19 protein-coding genes are annotated in these 22541 nt (G+C 66.1%); 7 read left to right on the top strand and 12 right to left on the bottom strand.

Features of this window, described 5'->3' with window-relative positions; genetic code table 11:
• Positions 1–38: 38 nt before the first annotated feature.
• Genes G394_RS0112215 through G394_RS0112205 form a run of 3 tightly spaced genes read left to right on the top strand, consistent with a single transcriptional unit; the run spans position 39 to position 4764 of the window.
• A complete protein-coding gene (locus G394_RS0112215) occupies positions 39–3155 on the top strand; it encodes an efflux RND transporter permease subunit (RefSeq protein WP_028577891.1) in 3117 nt (1038 codons plus the stop codon).
• Positions 3152–3769, top strand: a complete 618-nt coding sequence (locus tag G394_RS19080) for a methyltransferase family protein (protein ID WP_051307162.1) — start codon at positions 3152–3154, stop codon at positions 3767–3769. Before G394_RS0112215 ends, G394_RS19080 begins: the two co-directional genes overlap by 4 nt.
• On the top strand, positions 3766–4764 hold the full coding sequence (locus G394_RS0112205) for a glycosyltransferase (RefSeq protein WP_028577890.1): 999 nt from the start codon (positions 3766–3768) through the stop codon (positions 4762–4764). The genes G394_RS19080 and G394_RS0112205 overlap by 4 nt, the downstream gene beginning before the upstream one ends.
• Here G394_RS0112205 and G394_RS0112200 read toward each other — a convergent pair.
• The 6 genes from G394_RS0112200 to G394_RS0112175 all read right to left on the bottom strand — a co-directional run bounded on the left by G394_RS0112200 (position 4746) and on the right by G394_RS0112175 (position 9437).
• A complete protein-coding gene (locus G394_RS0112200; RefSeq protein WP_028577889.1) occupies positions 4746–5723 on the bottom strand; it encodes a 4Fe-4S binding protein in 978 nt (325 codons plus the stop codon). The genes G394_RS0112205 and G394_RS0112200 overlap by 19 nt on opposite strands.
• Positions 5724–5769: 46 nt before the next feature.
• The gene (locus G394_RS19075) at positions 5770–6870 is read right to left on the bottom strand and encodes a 4Fe-4S dicluster domain-containing protein (protein WP_051307161.1); all 1101 of its coding nucleotides are present in this window, start codon (positions 6868–6870) and stop codon (positions 5770–5772) included.
• A gap of 3 nt (positions 6871–6873) precedes the next feature.
• Positions 6874–7467, bottom strand: coding sequence for a MarC family protein (locus G394_RS0112190; protein WP_028577888.1), 594 nt, complete (start codon positions 7465–7467; stop codon positions 6874–6876).
• A gap of 121 nt (positions 7468–7588) precedes the next feature.
• Positions 7589–8476 carry a DMT family transporter gene (locus tag G394_RS0112185; protein ID WP_028577887.1) on the bottom strand — a complete coding sequence of 296 codons (888 nt, stop codon included), beginning with the start codon at positions 8474–8476 and terminating at the stop codon, positions 7589–7591.
• 115 nt (positions 8477–8591) lie between these two features.
• On the bottom strand, positions 8592–9113 hold the full coding sequence (locus G394_RS19070) for a periplasmic heavy metal sensor (protein WP_051307160.1): 522 nt from the start codon (positions 9111–9113) through the stop codon (positions 8592–8594).
• 90 nt (positions 9114–9203) lie between these two features.
• A complete protein-coding gene (locus G394_RS0112175; RefSeq protein ID WP_028577886.1) occupies positions 9204–9437 on the bottom strand; it encodes an SHOCT domain-containing protein in 234 nt (77 codons plus the stop codon).
• Positions 9438–9715: 278 nt separating this feature from the next.
• Between G394_RS0112175 and G394_RS19065 the strand changes: the two genes are divergently transcribed.
• The 3 genes from G394_RS19065 to hcp all read left to right on the top strand — a co-directional run bounded on the left by G394_RS19065 (position 9716) and on the right by hcp (position 14601).
• Positions 9716–11401 carry an ATP-binding protein gene (locus G394_RS19065; RefSeq protein ID WP_169725560.1) on the top strand — a complete coding sequence of 562 codons (1686 nt, stop codon included), beginning with the start codon at positions 9716–9718 and terminating at the stop codon, positions 11399–11401.
• Positions 11398–12753 carry a sigma-54-dependent transcriptional regulator gene (locus G394_RS0112165; protein WP_028577885.1) on the top strand — a complete coding sequence of 452 codons (1356 nt, stop codon included), beginning with the start codon at positions 11398–11400 and terminating at the stop codon, positions 12751–12753. Before G394_RS19065 ends, G394_RS0112165 begins: the two co-directional genes overlap by 4 nt.
• Positions 12754–12903: 150 nt before the next feature.
• A complete protein-coding gene (gene hcp, locus G394_RS0112160; RefSeq protein WP_028577884.1) occupies positions 12904–14601 on the top strand; it encodes a hydroxylamine reductase in 1698 nt (565 codons plus the stop codon).
• A gap of 75 nt (positions 14602–14676) precedes the next feature.
• Here the strand turns inward: hcp and G394_RS0112155 are convergent, their stop codons facing one another.
• Entirely contained in the window at positions 14677–15813 is a 1137-nt protein-coding gene (locus G394_RS0112155; RefSeq protein ID WP_084435606.1) for an MFS transporter, read from the bottom strand.
• Positions 15814–16047: 234 nt separating this feature from the next.
• Here G394_RS0112155 and G394_RS0112150 point away from each other — a divergent pair, with 234 nt between their 5' ends.
• A complete protein-coding gene (locus G394_RS0112150) occupies positions 16048–16413 on the top strand; it encodes a GrlR family regulatory protein (RefSeq protein WP_169725559.1) in 366 nt (121 codons plus the stop codon).
• Here G394_RS0112150 and G394_RS0112145 read toward each other — a convergent pair.
• The 5 genes from G394_RS0112145 to G394_RS0112125 all read right to left on the bottom strand — a co-directional run bounded on the left by G394_RS0112145 (position 16406) and on the right by G394_RS0112125 (position 22341).
• Positions 16406–17674 (bottom strand): amidohydrolase family protein, encoded by a 1269-nt coding sequence (locus G394_RS0112145; RefSeq protein ID WP_028577881.1) that lies wholly within the window; start codon positions 17672–17674, stop codon positions 16406–16408. The genes G394_RS0112150 and G394_RS0112145 overlap by 8 nt on opposite strands.
• Positions 17675–17799: 125 nt before the next feature.
• Positions 17800–18741 carry an ABC transporter permease gene (locus tag G394_RS0112140; protein WP_028577880.1) on the bottom strand — a complete coding sequence of 314 codons (942 nt, stop codon included), beginning with the start codon at positions 18739–18741 and terminating at the stop codon, positions 17800–17802.
• A gap of 1 nt (position 18742) precedes the next feature.
• Positions 18743–19792: an ABC transporter permease gene (locus G394_RS0112135; RefSeq protein WP_028577879.1), complete on the bottom strand. Its 1050-nt coding sequence runs from the start codon at positions 19790–19792 to the stop codon at positions 18743–18745.
• Positions 19789–21318 (bottom strand): ABC transporter ATP-binding protein, encoded by a 1530-nt coding sequence (locus G394_RS0112130; protein WP_028577878.1) that lies wholly within the window; start codon positions 21316–21318, stop codon positions 19789–19791. Before G394_RS0112130 ends, G394_RS0112135 begins: the two co-directional genes overlap by 4 nt.
• 39 nt (positions 21319–21357) lie before the next feature.
• Positions 21358–22341 carry a BMP family protein gene (locus G394_RS0112125; protein WP_156902602.1) on the bottom strand — a complete coding sequence of 328 codons (984 nt, stop codon included), beginning with the start codon at positions 22339–22341 and terminating at the stop codon, positions 21358–21360.
• Between the last annotated feature and the right edge of the window lie 200 nt (positions 22342–22541).

Below are 22541 nucleotides of genomic sequence, written 5' to 3'. Positions count from 1 at the left end.
GCCGCTTCGAACGCACAACGCTTTCACGGGCTCAACCCATGAAATTCACCGACATATTCATCCGCCGCCCCGTCCTGGCCCTGGTCGTCAACCTGCTGATCGTCATCGCCGGGCTGCAGGCCGTATTTACCCTCACGGTCCGTCAGTATCCGCGCAGCGACAACGCCATGGTCACCGTGACCACGACCTACGTCGGCGCCAGCGCGGAGCTGGTGCGCGGGTTCATCACCACGCCCCTGGAACGGGCCATCGCCGCGGCCGACGGAATCGACTACATCCAGTCCCAGAGCACCCAGAACCTCTCGACCATCAACGTCCGGCTGAAGCTCAACTACGACCCCATCAAGGCCCTGTCCGAGATCAGCGCCAAGGTCGACCAGGTCCGCGGCGACCTGCCGCCCGACGCCGAAGTGCCCATCCTGAACGTGGAATCGGCCGACAGCCAGTTCGCCTCGGCCTACCTGAGCTTCTCCTCCACCGACCTGGAGCAGAACCAGATCACGGACTACCTCATGCGCGTGGTCCAGCCGCGCCTGTCGACCCTGAACGGCGTGCAGCGCGCCGACATTCTGGGCGCGCGGACCTTCGCCATGCGCATCTGGCTCAAGCCCGACCGCATGGCCGCCCTGAACGTCAGCCCCGCCGCCGTTCGCCAGGCCCTGGCAGCCAACAACTACCTCTCGGCCCTGGGTCAGACCAAGGGCGAGCTGGTGCAGATCAACCTCACGGCCGATACGGACCTGCGCTCGGCCGACGAGTTCAGGCAGCTGGCCATCCGCTCGGAGAACGGGGCCGTCATCCGGCTGGGCGACATCGCCGACGTGGCTCTGGGCGCCGAGGACTACGGCTCGGAGGTGCGCTTCACGGGCAAGACGGCGGTCTTCATCGGCGTCTGGCCCCTGCCCAACGCCAACTCCATCGACGTCATCCGGCTCGTGCGCGCCGAGATGGAGTCCATTCAGGAGTCCCTGCCCTCGGGCATGGAGGGGCGGGTGGCCTACGACGCCACGGAGTACATCAACAGCGCCATCCACGAGGTCCTGAAGACCCTGGGCGACACGCTCATCATCGTCGTCATCATCATCTTTCTCTTCATGGGTTCCTTCAGGGCCGTGGCCATCCCGGTCATCGCCATTCCCCTGTCGCTCATCGGCGCGGTTTTCCTGATGCAGGCCTTCGGGTTCACCGTGAATCTGCTGACGCTTTTGGCCGTGGTCCTGTCCGTGGGGCTCGTGGTCGACGACGCCATCGTCGTGGTCGAAAACGTGGAGCGGCACCTGTCCCAGGGCGAGTCGCCTCTGAACGCGGCCATCCTCGGCGCCCGCGAGCTGATCGGCCCGCTTATCGCCATGACCATCACCCTGGCCGCGGTCTACGCGCCCATCGGCCTGCAGGGCGGTCTGACGGGCTCCCTGTTCCGCGAGTTCGCCTTCACCCTGGCCGGGGCCGTGACCATCTCCGGCATCGTGGCCCTGACCCTGTCGCCTGTCATGTCCGCCAAGCTCCTCAGGCCGGGCATGGAGGAGCACGGGCTGGCCGGGCGCATTGCCCGCGATTTCGGCAAGCTGCGTCGCTTCTACGGGCGACTCCTGGATGGCACTCTCAACGCCCGGCCGGCGGTGTACGTGATCTGGATCGTCATCAGCGTCCTGTCCGTGCCCATGTTCACCATGTCCGCCACGGAGCTGTCCCCGACCGAGGACCAGGGCGTCATCTTCGGCATTCTCGATGCCTCGGCCGATTCCACCCTGGACCAGACGAGCGCCTACGCCGCGGCTGCAAACCGGGTCTTCCTGAGCACGCCCGAGGCGAAGTTCACCTTCCAAGTCACGTTCCCGTCCAGCGGCTTCAGTGGTCTGGTCGTCGCCCCCTGGGAACAGCGCGACCGCACCGCGGCTGAGATCCTGCCCGAGGTGCAGGCCGGCCTGGCCGCCATCCCGGGCATCCAGATGTTCCCGGTCACCCCGCCGGCCCTGCCCGGCGGCGGCGACTTCCCGGTGGAGTTTGTCCTGGCCTCGACGGCGCCGCAGGAGGAGATTCTCGACTTCGCCCGGCAGCTTCAGATGAAGGCCATGCAGAGCGGCATGTTCGCCTTCCCGCCGCTCATCGACGTCAAGATCGACCAGCCCCAAGCCGAACTGGTCGTGGACCGCGACAAGGTCGCGGCCATGGGCCTGAACCTGGCTTCCGTGGGCGGCGACATCGGTGCCATGCTGGGCGGCAACTTCGTCAACCGCTTCAACATCGACGGCCGCAGCTACAAGGTCATCCCCCAGGTGCAGCGCATCGACCGGCTGACCCCAGACCAGTTGGGCAACATCCATGTGACCGGCCCGAACGGCGAACTCGTGCCCCTGTCCGCCGTGGCGACCATCAAGGAATCCACCGTGGCCCGCTCCCTGAACCGCTTCCAGCAGCTCAACGCGGTCAAGATCAGCGGCGTGGCCGTGCGGCCCCTGGACGAGGCCCTGCGTTTTCTGGAGGACGAGGCCGCCGGCATCCTTCCCCAGGGCTACGTCATCGACTACACCGGCGACTCCCGCCAGCTGCGGACCGAGGGCAACAAGTTCCTGACGGCCTTCGGCCTGGCCGTGGTGCTGATCTTCCTGGTCCTGGCGGCGCAGTTCAACAGCTTCCGCGATCCCTTCGTCATTCTGGCCGGATCCGTGCCCCTGGCCGTGTTCGGGGCGCTGATCTTCACCTTCCTGAAGATGCCTGACCCGAACGTGGCCTTCTGGACCGCCGGCTGGACCACGACCATGAACATCTATTCGCAGGTCGGCCTGGTGACTCTGGTGGGGCTGGTTTCCAAGAACGGCATCCTCATCGTCGAGTTCGCCAACCAGTTGCAGAAGCTCGGGCGTTCCAAGCGCGAGGCAGTGCACGAGGCGGCCATGACCCGCCTGCGGCCCATTCTCATGACCACCGGCGCGACCATAGCCGGCCACTTCCCCCTGACCCTGGTCACGGGCGCGGGGGCCGCGGCGCGCAACTCCATCGGCCTGGTCTTGGTCGGCGGCATCGCCATAGGCACGCTGTTCACCCTGTTCATCATCCCGTCCATCTACATGCTCGTGGCCCGCGACCATTCCCACGACCGCGAGAATGACGAGATCGGCCGTGACGTCAAGGGCGGGGAATCCCTGGTGGGGTGAAGCTCGCGCTGCTGGCCCTGGGCTGGGCATGCTGGGGGGCGCTGCACAGCCTGCTCATAAGCCCGGGCTGGATGCGCCTCGTCTCGGCCCGTCTCCCCCGGCTGTGCCCCTGGTACCGGCTGGCCTACAACGGCCTGGCCGTGCTGACCCTCCTGCCTCTTCTCCTCTTCAAGAATTCCCTGGCCGGGGAGCCGCTTCTCGCCTGGAACGGCCCCCTGGCGGTGGTCCGCTTCGGCCTGCTCGGGGCGGCCCTGTGGCTGTTCTGGGCCGGGGCCCGGGTGTACGACCTGAAGGTCGTCGGCGGCCTGGCGCAGCTGCGCTCGGCCTGTTCCTTCGCGGGCAGCCCCTATGCCGAAGAGCTGCGCACCGCAGGCATCCTGGCGCGGGTCCGCCATCCCTGGTACGGCGGTGCGCTTCTGCTGCTCTGGACCCGCACGGGGGCCTTCGACGCGGCGGAACTGGTCACCAGCCTGGTGCTGACGGGCTACGTGCTGATCGGCGCGCGGCTTGAGGAGCGCAAGCTCGTGCACGTCCACGGCCAGGCCTACCTGGACTACCAGCGGTCGACGCCCATGTTCTTCCCGTGGCCGCGGAGCGGCAGGGCTGCGCGATGAAGGTCTGGTGGCGCCTTTCGGACTACATCAGCCACCGGCGCGCAGGCGAGGCGTACGTCCGCTGCCTGGAGACGGCGGGATTCGAGCCCGCGAGAGGGCCGGAAGATGCGGATCTGGCCGTGGTTCACGAGGACCCGTTGTTCTGGCCGCGCATATTCCGCGCATGTCCGATCCTGTCCGAAATGCCCGTGGCCGGGTATGCGGTATGGGAAGGGGGAACCCTGCCGGAGGTCTACCGGCAGGGGCTTTCGCTGGTGCGGGAGGTGTGGACGGCGTCGACGTTTTCGGCCGATGCCCTGGCCCAGGGGCATCCGTGCGTGAAGGTCCTGCCGCACGTGGTCGAAGTTGTCGAACCGGCCGCGCAGGATCTGCGCTGGGCAGCGGAACGCCTCGGGGCGGGGCGCTACTTCTTTTCCATCGTGGACGCGCTCAATCCGCGCAAGAATCTGGAAGCCCTGCTGCGGGTCTTCGCCCGAGTGCATGCCGTGGTTCCGGATGTCCGGCTGGTCCTCAAGCAATACCGCAAGGAGGTTCCTCTGCGGGGGCTCTCGGGTGTGGTCAGCCTGGGCGGGGACATGACGGACGGGCAGATTGCGGCCCTGCACCGGGGGGCCCTGGCCTATGTCGCCCCGCACCGGGGCGAGGCCTGGGGCTTGGGACTGAGCGAGGCCATGAGCCATGGCGTGCCTGTCCTGGCTACGGGCTGGTCGGGCAACATGGAGTACATGGACGAAGGCAACTCCGTGCCCCTGCACTACGAACTTGAAGCGGTGGGCGGCCGCATGGCCGGTTTGCTGCCGCACTTCACCCCGGACATGCTCTGGGCCCGGGTCGACGAGGGACACCTGGAGCGCGAGATGCTGCGCCTGGTGCGGCGCGGTCCCGACCCGGCCATGTGCGTCCGGGCCCGGGCCGTGGCCGAACGCTTTTCCCCGGCCCGTGTGGCCGCAGTCCTGGGCGTCCTGCTCCGGGGCTTCTACTCCAGAAACATCTGATAGAACCGCTGCAGCATGGGCAGGGGCACGGCCTGCTCCCAGCGTCCGGCGGCCAGGGCCAGCAGCCACGCGCCGAGCATGACGGCCACGCTGCCGACGCCGACGGCCCAGGCCGGGACGGTCCGGCCCGCGGCGCGCATGGTGATGCAGCCGGCCACGGGGCACGCTTCCTGGCAGCGCATGCAGCCCAGACACTCCGGGGAGAGCACCCGCTCCAGGTCCTGCACGCGGATGCAGCCGGGGCAGGCCCCGGTGCACCGGCCGCAGTTCACGCAGGACGCGCTGTCGCGGTGGATGCGCATGGGGCTGGCCCAGCTCAGCAGACCCAGCAGAGCGCCGTAGGGGCAGAGATACCGGCACCAGAAGCTGCGCAGCCCGACGCCGAGTACGAGCAGCGCGGCCAGGATCATGAGGGTCGTGCGGGACGGGCTCTGGAAGAAGCGCAGCATGCGGGCGTCGGCCACGAAGTTGTAGGGCGATGTCGCGAACTGTTCGAGGGCCTGCATGTCCATGCCGATGAAGACGGTGTAGATGAAGAAGCCCAGGGCCAGATACTTGGGCGCGGCCAGCAGCCTGGAGACCCACAGGCCCGGCACGCGCGACAGGGACAGCCGTCGGCCCAGGGCGTTGAGCATCCCCGAAATGAGGCCCACGGGGCAGACATAGCCGCAGAAGCCCTTGCGCAGGAGAACCGCCGTGGCCAAGGCGGCCAGGAAGATGACCAGGCCGGCCGGGTGGACCATGTCCCAGGTCCCGGTGGCCAGGAGGCGGCGCAGGCCCATCAGGGCCGCGATGGGCAGGAAGGCCTCCACCGAGGCCGGGCGGGGGGCGAAGGCGTCGCTTGCGGCCGTGGCCCAGAGCATGAAGCGGTGAAACTGCCAGCCCGTGTGCAGGCAGAGGACGAGAAATGCGGATTGGATGACCCGCTGACGGACGGATGATGTCGAGATGGTGATCATGGTTGTCTGGGGAGGGTCACGGCGCATCGCCGCGATCCGGTGAGCGTTAACGGATGTGCGCGAGGGCCCGCCACTTGAGGCGCAGGCGGTGCAGGTAGGTGGCCAGGCCCTTGGGACGCGGCAGGGTTCCCGACATGGTTCTGGCCGGATGGAAGACGAGGTCCAGGAGATGCACGGCGCGGGCGTGTCCGGAAAGGAAGGCCACGCACCCCGCGCAGGAGGTGACCACGACCCGCCCGTCAGCCCGCCGGACCGCTTTCGCGCCCCAGGCGGCGGCAAGCTCCGGCCGCAGCAGCCCGACGCTGCCCCCCTCGCCGCAGCAGGGGCTCAAGGGGCCGTCCTGCCTGGTCTTTTCCGGGTCGAGTCCGGTATCCTCGACCATCAGCCTGATGCGCTCCTGGATGTGCGCATCCCCACGGTACGGGCAGGGCGTGTGCACCACGGCCGAGCCACGCACATGGGCGTCCCGGGTCACGGGATGCTCGGCCAGCACGTCGAAGACGGTCCTGACTGTCAATTCCCGGCCGTATTCGGTGAAGACCGCGAAACAGTTGGGACATGCCGTCAGCACCGTGGTCACGCCCATGGCGTGCAGCCGGTCCAGAAGCGCTCCGAAGCGGACGTCGAAGCGATCCTGGCAGCCAAGGTCGTGGGTCGTCTTGAAGCAGCAGGACAGGACCAGCCCGAGGTCGGGAATGCAGTTGCGCAGATGGGCCAGAAGCGCCCTGGTCGTGTCCGGATGACGGCCGGGCAGGGTGCAGCCCGGGAAGAAGACCGTATCGCCTCCGGCTGGCAGGCGGAACAGGCTCATGAGCCGCGATGCGCCAAAGCGTTCGTAGTCGAGCCGCGCCCGGTACGGCACGAGGCTGATCCGGCCCGCATCCATTGCCGCCCTGCGCATGGCCAGGAAGAAGGCCTTCAGGGGCAGGCCCATGGGGCAGACCGTGGAGCACAGGCCGCAGAGGCTGCACTCGAAGGCCGCGGCCCGTCCCGTGCCGGTGGTCAGAAAACGGTCGGCCAGCGCCTTGGGCGTGCCGTGTTCGCTCAGGAACTCGCAACGGAACTGGCAGGCGCGGCATTCGGTACAGCCTTCGGAAATCCGGCGGGCCAGCTCGTGCAGGTCTTTTGTCGGTGCGGCGTGCGTCACGGCTCAGTGCAGGAAATTCCTGATACCGGTGAAGACGATCTGGGCGGCCATGGCCGAGAGGACCAGGCCCGTGATCTTGGTCATGACGGACAGGCCCACGGAACCGAGGAGCTTTTTCAGGGGTCTGGCCGAGCGCAGCAGGACGCCGACGGACAGGCAGGAGCAGATCAGCGCCCCCGCGCCCACGGCCCGTTCCGTGGCGCCGCCCAACTCCGCGCCCAGGATCAGGAGCGTGCCGATGGTGGCCGGGCCAACGGTGATGGGGATGGCCAGGGGCACCACGGCGAAGTCCACGTCCGGTGCCGCCTCCTGGCTTGAGCGCTTGCCCGAGACCAAGGACACGGCCGAGAGGAAGAGCAGGCTCCCCGCGCCGATGCGGAAGCCGTCCAGGGTGATGCCTAAGGTGGAGAAGATGGGGTTGCCCGCGAAATAGAGGATGAGGCTGATGACCATGACGGCCATGGTCGTGCGGATGGCCACCATGCGCTGCTCGGTCTTGGTCATGTGCTCGGTCATGGACAGGAAGACGCTCAGCACGAAGAAGGGCGTGAGCAGGAAGAAGAGCTTCATGCTCAGGCTGACGAAAAGGGTGATCATGGCTGTATCCGTGTGCGCCCGGCGGCGCGGTGTTGCGTGCATGTCCCGGCCGGATGCCGGGACGAGCCGTCCTTAGGCCCGCCGCCCGCCAAAGGCAAGGGGCAGAACTTGCATACCCGCATTATCCCCGCGTGGCCAGCACGATGCCGCCCAGGATGCACCCCGCGCTGGCCAGATGCACCGGGCCCATGGGTTCCCCCAGGAAAAGGAACGCGGTCGCCCCGCTGAAGAGCGGCAGGCTGTAGTAGATGAGCCCCGCCAGGGACGGGCCGATGGAGGCCACGGCGCTGTTCCACATGGCGTAGGCGGCCAGGGACGCGCCGAGCCCGACGTAGAGGATGGCGCAGGCCATGCCCGCGGTGATCGCCGGCGGTCCTGCGACGGCGTATTCCCAGCCGGCCCACGGCAGGAGGAAGACGAGGCCCGTGCCGATGAGGGTCAGCAGAAAGACCGACGGGCTCAGCTTCCCGGAGTACCTGCGCACCATGATGCTGTACGCGGCGAAGAGGACGGCGGCCAGGGTCATCCACAGGTCGCCGGTCGAGAATTGCAGTCCGAGCAGGCGCGTGGGTTCGCCGCCGGTGATCAGGAGCAACACGCCGCCCAGGGCTGCGGCCAGGCCCAGGGCTTTCCGCGCCGTCAGCTTTTCGTGCAGAAAGACGCGGGCGAGAAGGATGATGAAGACCGGCGTGGAGGTGGCGATGAGCGAGAGGTTCAGTGCCGAGGTGGTTCGGGCGCCCGTGTACAGGAGCGCGTTGAAGACCGTGACGCCCAGCAGCGCCATGGGGATCATGGTCGGCAGGCTTCGGCGAATGGTGGCCCGGTCGGTCCAGGCTGCCCGCCAGGCGAAAGGCAGCAGGCCCAGGAAGGCCACGCCCCATCGCAGCAGGGACAGTGTGGCCGGTTCGATGCTCTGGTTCAGGAGACGGGCGACGATGAAGTTGCCGGACCAGATGATGGTGGCGCCCAGTGCGAAGAGGATGCCGCGAAGGTGAGTGGTGTCGGTCATGGGGAACGGGGAAAAAAGGTTGCGCGGACGGGCCGAGAACGACGAATTCCCCCGAGTCTGTTCGAACTCGGGGGAATTGTCGAGAGGCTGGTTCGCCGCGAGCGGCGGGGCCGTGTTACTGCTGGGCCGGGGTGCCGTGTCCGGCATGACCGGCGGGCATTTGTCCGGTGGTTCCGTTACCCGTCATGTTATGCTGCATGCCGCCCATCATGCCGCCACCCATCATGCCGCCGCCCATCATGCCGCCGCCCATCTTGCCGCCCATCATCTGGCAGCCGCCCGCGCCGGGAACGATGCCTTCCTTGGCCATGGCCCTGTGCATCTTGACCCGTTCGGTGTAAATCTTGGCGTTGAGTTCGCCGATCTCCTTGGTCAGGGCGTCGATTTTCTTTTCGTCGGGCTTGTCTGCGTAGAGCGCGGCATTGAGCTCGGATTCCTTGGCAAAGAGCTGCTTGTGCAGGTCGGCAGTGGCCGTGTTGAAATCGGCGTGGAGCTTCTGCATCGTGGCCTGATGTTCAGGGGTCATGGCGCCCATTCCACCCATCATGCCGTGTCCCTGCGCGGATGCGAAGCCTGCGAAGGCGGTGATGAAGGCCAGGGTCAGGAAGGTGGCGATGACGTTACGGTTCGTTTTCATGATTATTCTCCTTAGATGGTTTGGTATGAAGTTTTCGCCCGCAAAGGGCATGGTGTTGCCTCTGGTTCGTCGCTCCGCCCCGCAGGGCTTTTAGAGCATCGACTTCAACGTGTTGTATTCCTCGATGCTGATCTCGCCCCGGGCCAGACGGAGTTTCAGAATCTCCAGGGAGTCGGCCCTGTCCGCCGAAGGGCCCGAGGGTCGTCGCGGCTTGCAGGCGGTCCAGAGCAGCGCCCCGACGCCCACGACGAGGAGCAGGCCCCACAGGGAGTGTCCGATCATCCAGCCGCCGGACCAGGGCAGTGTTCCGCAATTCCACATCATGCTATCCTCCGCATCTTTCGCTTCACGTTTCGATATGAGTAAGGCAAGGGGCGTGCCAGGAGGCTTCGCGAATATGTAACATTCAGATATAAAAGATGAATTTGTGATTTCGGGCGGAAGTTGCGGTTTCCGTGGTCAGGGTATGCGGGTAAACATGTGACACCTGTCTGGACAAAGTGGGTAAAACGGTTACAGGTTTTGGAGCGAGGTGGTCGATGGGCACTTTTTCAGGATTTTCGAAACAACAACGCACCGCGTCCTGGCTGATGGCCGGCTTCGTGGCTATTCTAGGGATCGCGGTCGCGGTATTCGCGGCCCGCAACCTTCAGCGCGCCAGGGCGCACATGATTGCAAACTATCTGGATCATGCCGACGCCCTGTTCTGGGCGCTTGAGGCTGGGACGCGCATCGGCATGGGCATGCACGGCGGACCCGGGTATTTCCAGTCCCTGGTGGAGGAGACGGCCAAGCAGCACGGTATCGTCTATCTGGCGGTGACCGACGAACGGGGCACGATCCTGGCCCACAGCGACCCGGCACGCATCGGTTCGGCGCTTCACCCCCAGGAGAAGGTCCCGTCCGTGATCTTGCCGGAGGAAGGGCGCAAGGGACGCTTCCTGGTCGCTGACGACGGGCGGGAAGTGTTTGAAGTCTACAAGAAGTTTTCTCCCCTTCCGGGGGTGCACCGTTCCATGTGGTGCGGGCCCATGGCCGGACCCGGCCATGACGGCGGCCAGGGCGCCGGGACGGCCGCGCCCGCGATCATTTTGGTTGGACAGGATGCGCGGCCCCTTGAAGAGGCCATGGCAGACGAATTCCGCACCAGCGTCATCATAGGCATCCTGACCGTACTCTTCGGTGCGGGAGGTTTCGCGGCGCTGTTCTGGGCCGAGCACTACCGGCGCTCGCGCCGTCTGCTGCTGGATACCCAGGCCTTCGCCACGGAGGTGGTGACCTGCCTGCCTCTGGGACTGCTGACCACCGATCCCGAGGGCCGGGTCGTCCTGGCAAACGCGGCCGCGGCCGTGCTCATCGGGAAGCCGGGCGGCCAGATCGAGGGGGAACCGCTGGCCAGCCTCGGGGGATTGGACTGGGCCGGGCTCATGGCAGAGCTCGAAGGCCGGGACAAGGTGCCGGAGCGGGAGACTGTCCTGGCCGTTGCCGGCGGACGCGGCGTGCCCGTGGGCATCGCCGCGTCCCGCATCGTCAACAACGACGGGCGGTTCCTGGGCCATCTCTTCCTGCTGCGGGACCTCGGGGAATTGCGCAGGCTGCAGGAGCAGGTCCGGCGCAACGAACGCCTCTCCGCCCTGGGCAACCTCGCGGCGGGCGTGGCCCACGAGATCAGAAACCCGTTGGGGACCATCAAGGGCTTCGCCACGTATCTCTCCGGCAAGGTCCAGGGCCAGGATCGGGAGGCCGCAAGGGCCATGGTTCAGGAGACGGACCGCCTCAATCGGGTGGTTTCGGAACTGCTCGAGTTCGCCCGGCCGGGCGAGCTCAAGCTGCGCGACGAGGATTTGGAATCGGTCGTGGAGAGGGCCCTGCGTCTGGCCCGGGCCGACATCGCGGCCAAGGGGATCGAGGTCGAGTTTTCCCGAGAAGGGGAACTGCCGCCCATCCCCCTGGACCCCGAACGCATGACCCAGGCCCTGCTCAACCTCTTCCTCAATGCCGTGCAGGCCATGGATCAGGGCAGCACGCTGCGTATCTCGACGGCCCAGGATCAGGCGGAAGGAATCGTCTCCCTGCGCATCGAAGACTCGGGGCACGGCATGCCGCCCGAAGTCCTGGGCGACATATTCAACCCGTACTTCACCACCAAGGCTTCAGGCACGGGCCTGGGGCTGGCCATCGTGCACCGTATCGTCGAGGGGCATGGCGCGGCCATAAAGGTCGAGAGCACCGTGGGCCGGGGCACCGTCTTCACCATCGAGCTTCCCGTTACAAGGAGACCGGCATGAAACCTTCCCGCATCACCATTCTCGTCGTCGACGACGACCCCGGCCACAGGGGCATGCTGACGACGCTCCTGGCAGACTGGGGCTACCGCATGGAGGAGGCGGCTGACGGCGAAACGGCCGTGGCGCGCTGCCGGGAGCAGGCCTTCGATCTCATCCTCATGGACGTGCGCATGACCGGCATCTCCGGCATCGAGGCCCTGAAGGAGATCAAGGCCTACAACCCGGCCATACCCATCCTGATCATGACGGCCTACTCCGACGTGGAGACGGCGGTGGAGGCCATCAAGACCGGCGCCTACGACTACCTGACCAAGCCCCTGGATTTCGAAGACCTGCGCCTGACCATGGAGCGGGCTCTGGACCACGCGGCTCTGCGCGACGAGAACCGGGCCCTGCGCCAGACCCTCTCCGCCTCCTTCGACGCCGGCGGGATCATCGGCCAGAGCCCGCCCATGCGCCGCCTCATGGAGATGCTGGCCACCATCGCGCCGTCCGAGGCCACGGTCATGATCACGGGCGAGTCAGGCACGGGCAAGGAACTCATCGCCCGGGCCATCCACGCCAACAGTTCGCGACGCAAGGGACCGTATGTCGCCGTGAACTGCGCCGCCCTGACCGAGACGCTGCTTGAATCCGAGCTTTTCGGCCATGAGAAGGGGGCCTTCACCGGGGCCGAAAAACGCAGGGAAGGACGCTTTTTGGCCGCGGACAAGGGCACGATCTTCCTCGACGAAATCGGGGAGATGCCCCTCTCCATGCAGGTCAAGCTGCTGCGGGCCATCCAGGAGCGGGAAATCCAGCGCGTGGGCGGGGACCAGACCCTCAGGGTCGATGTGCGCATCGTGGCCGCCACCAACCGTGACCTGCTGGCCGAGGTCGAGGCGGGGCGCTTTCGTCAGGACCTCTACTACCGCCTGAACGTGGTCGCCCTGGCCCTGCCGCCCCTGCGCGAGCGGGGAGAGGACATTCCTTTGCTGGCCATGCATTTCCTGCGCAGATTCGCCGAGAAGAACGGCAAGCACATCAAGGGGTTCACCCCAGAGGCCATGGACAGGATGCTCAAGCATTCCTGGCCCGGCAACGTGCGGGAACTGGAAAACGCCGTGGAGCGCGCCGTTGTCCTGGCGCTGGGCGAGTACATCGGCGAGCGCGAGCTTCCGCCCGCCCTCTCCGGCGGGCCGGACGAGCCACGGACAGGCGGCGGTTTCGCCAACCTGACCCTGGAGGAACTCGAGCGGGCGGCCATTCTCGACGCCCTGGATGCGGCCGGAGGAAACAAGAGCGAGGCCGCACGCCGCCTGGGCATCACCAGAAAGACCATGCACTCCAAGCTGGCCAAGTACGGGGAATGAGCGAGAGGCGTCCGCCCAAATCCCGGCCGAAATCGCGGTCCGAGCGGAACACATTGAGAAAACGGCGTTTTTGATTCAGGTCAAAGATGCCTTTGCGCAACCTGCATAGAGAGGTCTCAACGACACCAATACTCTCATGGAGGTTGAACCATGTTTTGCAATCAGTGTGAACAGACTGCCAAGGGCCAGGGATGCGACAAGATGGGCGTGTGCGGGAAGACTCCCGAAGTGGCCGCCCTGCAGGACCTGCTGACCCATTCCGTCAAGGGCCTGTCCCTTTACGCCCATGCCGGCCGCAAGATGGGCGTGGTCGATAACGAAGTGAACCGCTTCACCTGCGAAGCCATTTTTTCCACCCTGACCAACGTCGATTTCGATCCCGACCGCTTCGTGGCCATGATCGAGCGCTGCGACGCTCTCAAGAGCCGTCTCAAGGAGAAGGTCAAGGCCGCAGGCGGTCAGGTCGCCTTCGGCAACGAACCCGAAGCCGGCTTTCTGACCAAGATCGCCCGCATGTTCCTGGGCGGCGAGCAGCCCGATTTCACGGCGCACCCCGAGATTTCATTCACCGCCGCGGGCCGGAACCAACTGGTGCCCATGGGCGAGAAGGTCGGTTTCGCGCCCAAGCCCGACGCCAACGCGGACCTCGAATCCCTGCGCCAGATCCTGACCTACGGCCTGCGCGGCGTGGCCGCCTACGCCGACCATGCGGCCATCCTGGGCAAGGAGTCCGACGAGGTTTACGCCTTCATCCACGAAGCCATGGCCGCCACCCTGGACCAGAGCCTGGGCCTCAATGAACTCATTGGGCTGTGCCTGGGCTGCGGCAAGGCCAACCTCAAGGCCATGGAACTCCTGGACGCCGCCAACACCGGCTCCTACGGCCACCCGGTCCCGACGGAAGTGCCCCTGGGCGCCAAGAAGGGCAAGGCCATCCTCGTCTCCGGCCATGACTTGAAGGACCTTGGCCTGCTCCTGGAGCAGACCGCGGGCAGGGGCATCAACATCTACACCCACGGCGAGATGCTGCCCTGCCACGGCTACCCGGAACTGAAGAAGCACCCCCACTTCCACGGCCACTACGGCACGGCCTGGCAGAACCAGCAGAAGGAATTCGCCGAGTTCCCCGGCGCCATCCTCATGACCACCAACTGCATCCAGAAGCCGGTCGAGTCCTACAAGGGCAACATCTTCACCACCGGCCTGGTCGGCTGGCCCGGCGTGACCCACGTCGGCAAGGACTTCTCCCAGGTCATCAATAAGGCCCTCGAAATGCCCGGCTTCGCGGCCGACGAGGACAAGGGCAGCGTGCTGACCGGGTTCGCCCGCAACGCGGTCCTGGGCGTGGCCGACAAGGTCATCGCGGCGGTCAAGGGCGGCGACATCCGCCACTTCTTCCTGGTCGCGGGCTGTGACGGCGCCAAGCCCGGCCGCAACTATTACACCGAGTTCGTCGAGAAGGTTCCGAGCGACTGCGTGGTCCTGACCCTGGCCTGCGGCAAGTTCCGCTTCTTCGACAAGAAGCTCGGTGACATCGGCGGCATCCCGCGCCTGCTGGACATCGGCCAGTGCAACGACGCCTACTCGGCCATCCAGATCGCGGTGGCCCTGGCCGGAGCCTTCAACTGCGGCGTGAACGATCTGCCCCTGTCCATGGTCCTGTCCTGGTACGAGCAGAAGGCCGTGGCCATCCTGCTGACGCTCCTGCATCTGGGCATCAAGGGCATCCGTCTCGGCCCCAGCCTGCCGGCCTTCATCACCCCCAACGTGCTGAACGTGCTGGTCGAAAACTTCGACATCAAGCCCATCACCACCCCGGACGAAGACCTCAAAGCCATCCTCGGCTGAGTTTTCATCCTCCGGAAAGGACGAAGCCCCCGAATTCTCGGATTCGGGGGCTTCGTCTTTGAAAAGGCCTGACGGCTATTTTTCCGGGGGGCGTATGCATTGCACGAAGGCCAGGGAGACGCAGCTCAGCGCCGCTCCGCCCACAAAGGGGATGCGGTAGTCGACCATCCAGAGCATGCCGCCCACGATGGGAATGATCACGGCCACGATATGGTTGATGGTGAAGCCCACGGCCATGCTCGGGGCGATGTCGCGCGGGTCGGCGATCTTCTGGAAGTAGGAGCGGATGGCCATGGCGAAGTTGAAGAAGATGTGGTCCAGGATGTAGAGGGCCGCCACCAAGAGCTTGCTGTCGGTGAAGGCATAGCCGAGAAAGACGAAAATGAGCCCCGCGTACTCCAGCGAGAGCACCTTGCGCTCCCCGAAACGGATCACGGCCCGGCCGATCATGGGGCTCAGGAAGTAGTTCACGGCGTTGTTGAGCATGAAGAGCACGGTCACTTCCGACACGGAATACCCGAACTTCTTGACCATCAGGAATACGGCGAAGGCCACGAAAATCTGCCGCCGGGCACCGGCCAGGAAGGTCAGTACGTAGAAGAGCCAGTAGCGCGAGCGCAGGACCATGCTCTTGCGTTGCAGCGGCAGGTCCTTGCGGGCGGGGTTCATGAGCAGGAAGCAGGCCACGGCTCCCATGATGAAGATGCCGAGCGCCACATAGAGGGTTTGGTAGGAGACATGGTTCACGGCCAGCAGGAAGATGAGCCCGATGACGATGTTGGCGGCCGAACTCACGGCGCGCAGCCTGCCCATGACCACGGGGCTCTGGGCGGTGTCGAAATACTGCAGGGTCAGGGACTGGTTGAGGGTCTCGTAGTAGTGGAACCCGAAGGACATGACCAGGGTGGCGACCACCAGCCCGGCATAGGTGGGCATGAGTCCGGTCATGATCACGCCCAGGGCCATGACCATGAGGGAGAGCACGGCCAGCCGATGCTCGCGCACGAACATGAGCAGATAGATGACCAGGAGTGCCAGGAATCCCGGTACCTCGCGCAGACCCTGAATGACGCCCATCTGCTGTCCTGTGACCTGAGCCACCTCGACGGCGTAGTTGTTGAAAAGCGTGCGCCAGCCCTGAAAGCCCAGGGCGCTCAAGACGGCGAGGCCGATGAGGAAGAGGTACATGGGACGGTTCTGCGGCGTGTTCACGGGGCGTATCCTGATGCGCCTCCTGGCGCGGGTGCGTGCTGACGAGGGTGTCCGAGCCGGACGAGACGAGCGGGTTCGGCCGACGAACCGCGATGAGACGATTGGCGACGGGTGTCAAGTTCGGGATCGAATTGGCGGCGGTTTGCTTTTGTCCCATCCATGAGTCACAATGGTGGACCTCCTCGGCATCTACGCCGAGCGGCAAGACAAGGGGGATCTTCGATGCATGAAGGGATGTACTGGCTGCGCCTCGCGGCATACGACAAGGTGGAGGAAGGCGTGGCGGTCGTCAGCCAAGGCATCGTTGACGGAGGGGGACCGGGCTATCTTTGGCAGGGCCGGTTGTTCGTGGAGCAGGGCGCGGTGCGCGGAAGCCTGCTCGTGAGCAAATGGAATCCGCAAGCGCCGCCGGACCTCGGCATGTTCAAGGCGGCGAGCCTGGACATTGCAGGCCGATACGACGCTGCGGCGCGCTCGCTGGACCTCGTGGGCCATGCGCACGGGCACCATGTCGTGCGACTGCGCATCAGCGGGCAGTGGCTCGGGGAACTGGCGGACGGCGGCAGCGCCGGCCGTGAAGGACAGCCCTGCGTTACGTGAAATCGACCAGTTCCTCTCCGTTCCCCAGATCCACCCGCGCCTCGACCTTGGGCGTGCGGCTTATCACCTTGCCCCGGCGCACGACCCACAGCCGCGCCGGGCGCAGACGCAACGCCTCGATTTCGTCCGAGGCCTGCAGGATCACGAAATCCGCGTTGCAGCCGGGCGCAAGTCCGTAACCCTCGAGCCCCAGCGCCCGCGCCCCGTTTTCCGTCACGGCCCGGAACATCTTCCGCAGCCCGTCCATGCCGGTCATGTGCAGGGCGTGCGCCCCCATGTGGGCCACTTCGAGCATGTCGTGCGAGCCCATGGGATACCAGGGGTCCATGACGTCGTCGTGCCCGAAGGCCACGTTGATGCCCATGCCCATCAGCTCCGGCACGCGCATGAGCCCTCGCCGTTTGGGGTACGTGTCGTGCCGCCCCTGCAGGTTCATGTTCACCAGCGGGTTGCACACGCAGTGCATCCCCGCCTCGGCCATGAGCGGCAGGAGCTTCGACACGTAGTAATTGTCCATGGAATGCATGCTCGTCAGATGCGAACCCGTGACGCGGCCGTGCAGCCCCAGCCGCTGCGTCTCATACGCCAGGCTCTCCACGTGCCGTGAATGCGGATCGTCGGACTCGTCGCAGTGCATGTCGACCATGAGCCCGCGCTTGGCCGCGATCTCGCACAGCACCCGCACAGACTCCCGGCCCTGGTCCATGGTCCGCTCGAAGTGCGGAATCCCCCCGACCACGTCCACGCCCTTGTCCAGGGCCCGCTCCAGCAACTCCACCCCCTTCGGCGCGCGCAGCACCCCGTCTTGGGGAAAGGCCACGAGCTGGATGTCCACGTAAGCCTTCATCTCCTCGCGCACTTCCAGCAGCACGTCCACGGCCATGAGGCTCGGGTCCGTCGTGTCCACATGCGTCCTGATGGCCAGGTTGCCCTTGGCCACGCTCCAGCGCAGCAACTTCAGCGCCCGCTCCTTCAACCCCTGCGGCGTCAGATCCGGCTTGAGCTCGCCCCAGATTCTGATGCCCTCCAACAGCGTGCCGCTCTCGTTGCGCCGCGGCATCCCCGCCGACAGCGTCGCATCCATATGAAAATGGCTGTCCACGAACGGCGGCGTGACAAGAAATCCCTCGGCGTCAATCGTCTGCGCGGCCTCGACCTTTATACCCGGCTCGACCATCACGATGCGCCCATCCTTGCACCCGATCTCAGTCAGCGCCTCCTGCCCAGGCAGCGCCGCGTTGATGATCAGCAGATCCAGCATGTCGATAACCTCGTGTTTAAGAGTGCCTCCGGCGGGCAGGGGACGCGTCCCCTGCACCCCAATAATCGGGTCAAGGGGCGAGCCCCTTGCGGGGTGCGGGGCAGCGCCCCGCGTCTCTTCCCCCTCTACCGCTCCCCTTTGCGAAAGGGAACCAGCAAGGCCTTGGGGTAGGCGGCTTTGCGGGACATGGCGATGAGGGCCAGGATGGAGCAGAGGTAGGGGAGCATGAGGTAGAATTGGTACGGGATGGCGGAGATGGATTGCTGTTGGACGCGCATCTGGATGGCGTCGAAGGCGGCGAAGAGGAGCGTGCCGAGGAGCGCCTTGCCGGGTTTCCAGGACGAGAAGACGACAAGCGCGATGCAGATCCAACCGCGTCCGTTGACCATGCCGATGTAGAAGGCGTCGAAGGCGGCAAGCGTCAGGAACGCGCCGCCCACGGCCATGAGGGCGGAGCCGGCCATGACGGCTCCGGTGCGCAGGCCAAGGACGGAGAGGCCCTGGGCTTCGGCGGCCAGCGGGTTTTCGCCGACCATGCGCAGGGCCAGGCCGAGGGGGGTGCGCAGCAGGACGTAGGCGGTGACGGCGACGAGAATGAAGGCCGTGAGCGTGAGGGCGGTCTGGCTGAAGAGGACCGGGCCGATGAAGGGCAGGGTGGAGAGCACGGGGATGTCCAGCGGCGCGAAGGGGACGATCTTGGGCGGGGTGGTGACCTGAGGCAGGATCATGCGGAAGGCGAAGGAGCTTAAGCTTGCGCCGAGCATGGTGATGCCCAGGCCCGTGACGTGCTGGGACAGGCCCAGGTGCACGGTGAAGACGGCGTGCAGGAGCCCTAGGCCTGCGCCGACGCAGGCGGCGAAGAGCACGCCGCCCCAGAGGGTGCCGCCGAGGTAGACCCAGGTCCAGCCGGACATGCAGCCGGCGGCCATGATGCCCTCGATGCCGAGGTTCAGGACCCCGGCCCGTTCGCAGATCAGTTCGCCCATGGTGCCGAAGATGAGCGGGGTGGCCATGCGCACGGTGGCCAGCCAGAATCCGGTTTCGAAGACGAGGGAGAGGATGTCCATGTTATTTCCAGCGGATGCGGTAGCGGGTCAGGAACATGGCCAAAAGGACCATGAGCAGGCTCACAGCCGTGGTCACGTCGGCGATGTAATTGGAAATGGTGATGGCGCGGCTCATGGAGTCGGCACCGATGTAGATGATCGCGATGAACATGGCCGAGAGGACCACGCCCAGGGGGTGCAGGGCGGCGAGCATGGCCACGACGATGCCGGAGTAGCCGAAGCCTGGGGACAGATCGAGGGTCAGGTAGCCTTTGACGCCGCAGAGTTCGCTCACGCCGGCCATGGCCGCCAGGCCGCCGCTCAGGAGCGCGGTGCGGACGATGGTGGCGCCCACCGGCATTCCGGCGAAGGTGCTGGCCTTGAGGCTTGCGCCGACGGCGCGGATCTCGAAGCCCCAGACCGTGAAGCGCATCATCCACCACACGAGGCCCGCGCAGGCCAGGGCCAGGACGAAGCCCAGGTGCAGGCTCGACTTGGGCACGAGCACGGGCAGCATGGCACTGTCGACGACGGGCGCGGCCTGGGGCCAGCCCATGGCCATGGGGTCCTTCCAGGGGCCGAAGACCAGCCAGTTGACGACCAGCAGGACCACGAAGTTGAGCAGCAGGGTGGTGACAACCTCGTCGGCCTTGAGCCGCGTCTTGAGCCAGGTCGGGATCAGCAGGAAGAGCCCTCCGGCCAGGGCGCCGGTCAGGAAGAGGAAGGGGATCATGAGCCAGGCGGGCAGGTCGATCATGCCCGTGCCGAGCCAGGTGGCCATGCAGGCCCCGACGTAGAACTGGCCTTCGCCGCCGATGTTCCAGAGCTTGGCCCGGAAGGCCACGGCCGCGGCCAGGCCGGTGAAGATGAGCGGGGTGGCGCGGGTAAGGGTTTCGGTCAGGGCGAAGGTCGAGCCCAGGGCGCCCTTGAGGAGCAGGCCCCAGGCCGAGAGGGGCGAGGCACCGGCCCAGAGGATGAGCCCGGAGCAGATCGCCATGGCGGCGACGACGGCCAGGAGCGGCGCGCCGACCTGCCAGCCGAAGGCCATGGATTCGCGGGGTTCGAGTCTCATGCGGCACCCCGCTGGTCGAAAGTCTGACCGCTCATCATCAGGCCGAGCCTGGCCCGGTCTACGGTGGCCGTGTCCTCGGGGCTGGACAGGCGGCCCTGGTACATGACCTGGATGCGGTCCGAGAGTTGGAAGAGCTCGTCCAGGTCCTCGGAGATGAGAACCACCCCGGCCCCGCGCCGGGCCGCATCGAGGAGGTGCTGGTGCACGGCGGCCGTGGCCCCGACGTCGAGGCCCCAGGTCGGCTGGTTGGCGAGGATCAGGTGCGGGCCCTGGGACAGGACGCGGGCCAGAATGAGCTTCTGCATGTTCCCGCCCGAAAGCTTGCGCACCGGCGCGTCCGCCCCGGCGCAGCGGATGTCGAAGACGTCCATGAGCTGCGCGGCGCGGGAGGCCAGGGCCTTGAAGTTGAGCATGCCGCGTTTGGAAAAGCCGGGCAGGCGGTAGATCTCCGTGGACAGGTTCTCCATGACCGTCATGTCCGCCACGAGCCCCGTGCCGGTGCGGTCGTCGGGCACGCGGCCGACGCCTGCGCGGATCATGGCCGCCGGGGTGAGGCTGCTCACGGTCTGGCCGCGCAGAACGACATGGCCGCCGGTCGGAGCGACGAGGCCGGACAGCAGGTCCGCCAGCAGGGCCTGGCCGTTGCCGGACACGCCGGCTATGCCGAGAATTTCGTGAGCGCGCACCGAAAGGGTCAGTTCGTCGAGATCAACTCCGCGATCCGGGCAGCCGGTGCGGACGCGGTCCAGCACGAGGACCTCCTCGCCGGGCGGGTGCGGGATGCGCGTGGCCTGGGGGATGTTGGCGCCGACCATGGCCTTGGCCAGGTCTTCGGCGGAGGTGGCTTTGGTCGACGTCTCCAGCACCACGCGGCCGTGGCGCAGGACCACGCAGCGGTCGCTGGCGGCCATGACCTCGCGCAGCTTGTGGGTGATGAAGATGACGGACAGTCCCTGGCTGACCAGTTCGCGCAGGGTGGCGAAGAGGTGGTCGCTCTCCTGGGGGGTGAGCACGGCCGTGGGCTCGTCCAAAATGAGGATGCGGGCGTCGCGGTACAGGACCTTGAGGATTTCCACTCGCTGCCGTTCGCCCACGGACAGGCCGCGCACCATCGCGTGCGGGTTCACGTGCAGCCGGAAGCGTTCCATGAGCGAGCCCAGTTTGGCCAGGGCGCGGGCGGAGTTGCGGCGGAAGCCCCACAGGGGTTCGGTGCCGAGCATGATGTTCTCGAGCACGGTCATGTTCCCGGCCAGGGTGAAATGCTGGTGGACCATGCCTACTCCGGCCGCGAGCGCTGCCCTGGGCGAACCCGACGGCAGGGGGCTGCCCTGCACTTCCACCGTTCCCGCGTCTGCGACGTAGTGGCCGAAGAGGATGGACATGAGCGTGGTTTTGCCCGCCCCGTTTTCGCCCAGCAGGGCCAGCATCTCGCCGGCGTCCAGGGTCAGGGAGATGTCGTCGTTGGCCGCGAGGGGGCCGAAATGCTTGGTGATGCCGCGAAGCCGCAGCACGGGTGTGTTGGACATGGTGAAAAAAAGGGGCCGGAGTGTGCCGGCCCCTTGGGATCAGAAGGTGGATTTGGGTTCGTTGTCGTTGATCTCGACGACCAGCTTGCCGGCCTTGATGGCGGCTTCGGCCTCGGCGACCTTGGCCTTGACGTCGGCCGGGATCTTGCCTTCGAACTCGTAGAAGGGGGCCAGGGACGCGCCGCCCTTGGCCATCATGGTCCACTCGCGGTAGTCCTCGGCGGCGAAGGTGCCGGCCTTGACCCGCTCGATGGCGTGGTTCAGGGCCGCTTCCATGTGCCACAGGGCCGAGGTCACGACGACGTCCTGGCCGTTTTCCTGCTTGTTCATGTCGTTGACGTTGCCGAAGGCGACGATGCCCTTTTCGCGCGCCGCATCGACCACGCCGGAGCGCTCGGCATAGAGCACGTCCACGCCGGCCTCGACCTGGGCGTAGGCGAATTCCTTGGCCTTGGGCGGATCGTACCAGGAGCCGATGAAGGACACCTTGAACTGCACGGCCGGGTTGATCGCCTTGGCGCCGGCCATGAAGGCGTTGAAGAGGCGGTTCACTTCTCCGATGGGGTAGCCGCCGACCATGCCGATTTTGTTCGTCTTGGTCATGGCCCCGGCGACCATGCCCATGAGGTAGCAGGGCTCGTGGATGTAGTTGTCGAACACGGAGAGGTTCTTGCCGTCGGGCCCGAAGGTGTCGCCCATGAGGTAGGCCACGTTCGGGTAGTCCTTGGCCACCTTGCGCACGTCGCGGGAGATGCCGAAGGCCTCGCCGACGGCGAGCTGCACGCCGGCCTCGGAGTATTCGCGCAGGACGCGGATGTAGTCGGTGTTGGAGACCTTTTCGCTCCAGACGTATTCGATCTCGCCGGCTTCCTGGGCTTTCAGGAGCGCCTTGTGCAGGGTCGCGTCCCATTTCTGCTGGATGGGCTGGGTGTAGATGCCGGCGACCTTGATCTTGGCGGCCATGGCCGTGGAGCCGAGGAGAAGGGTCACGCCGAGCATGACCAGAAGCAGGGTGCGTTTCATGGAGTCCTCTCGTTTCATGGTTGATACAATGGGCCGGGCCTGAATCAGCAGCAAGCGTGCCAGGAGATGCCGGCAGTCGCGGCGGGTGGAGTTCGCAGCCCTTCCGGAAGACGGACCGGGCTTTGCGTCATAAGGCTGATGCCCAATTGGACCAATTTTGTCCATAAAAAAAGGATATTGGCATTGCGTTGATTGGCGGT

It is taken from the genome of Desulfomicrobium escambiense DSM 10707 (genome assembly GCF_000428825.1).
GTDB classification, from domain to species: Bacteria; Desulfobacterota; Desulfovibrionia; order Desulfovibrionales; family Desulfomicrobiaceae; genus Desulfomicrobium; species Desulfomicrobium escambiense.
Note: the sequence above shows the minus strand (reverse complement) of the source record. Positions and strands in the feature narration are given on the sequence as shown.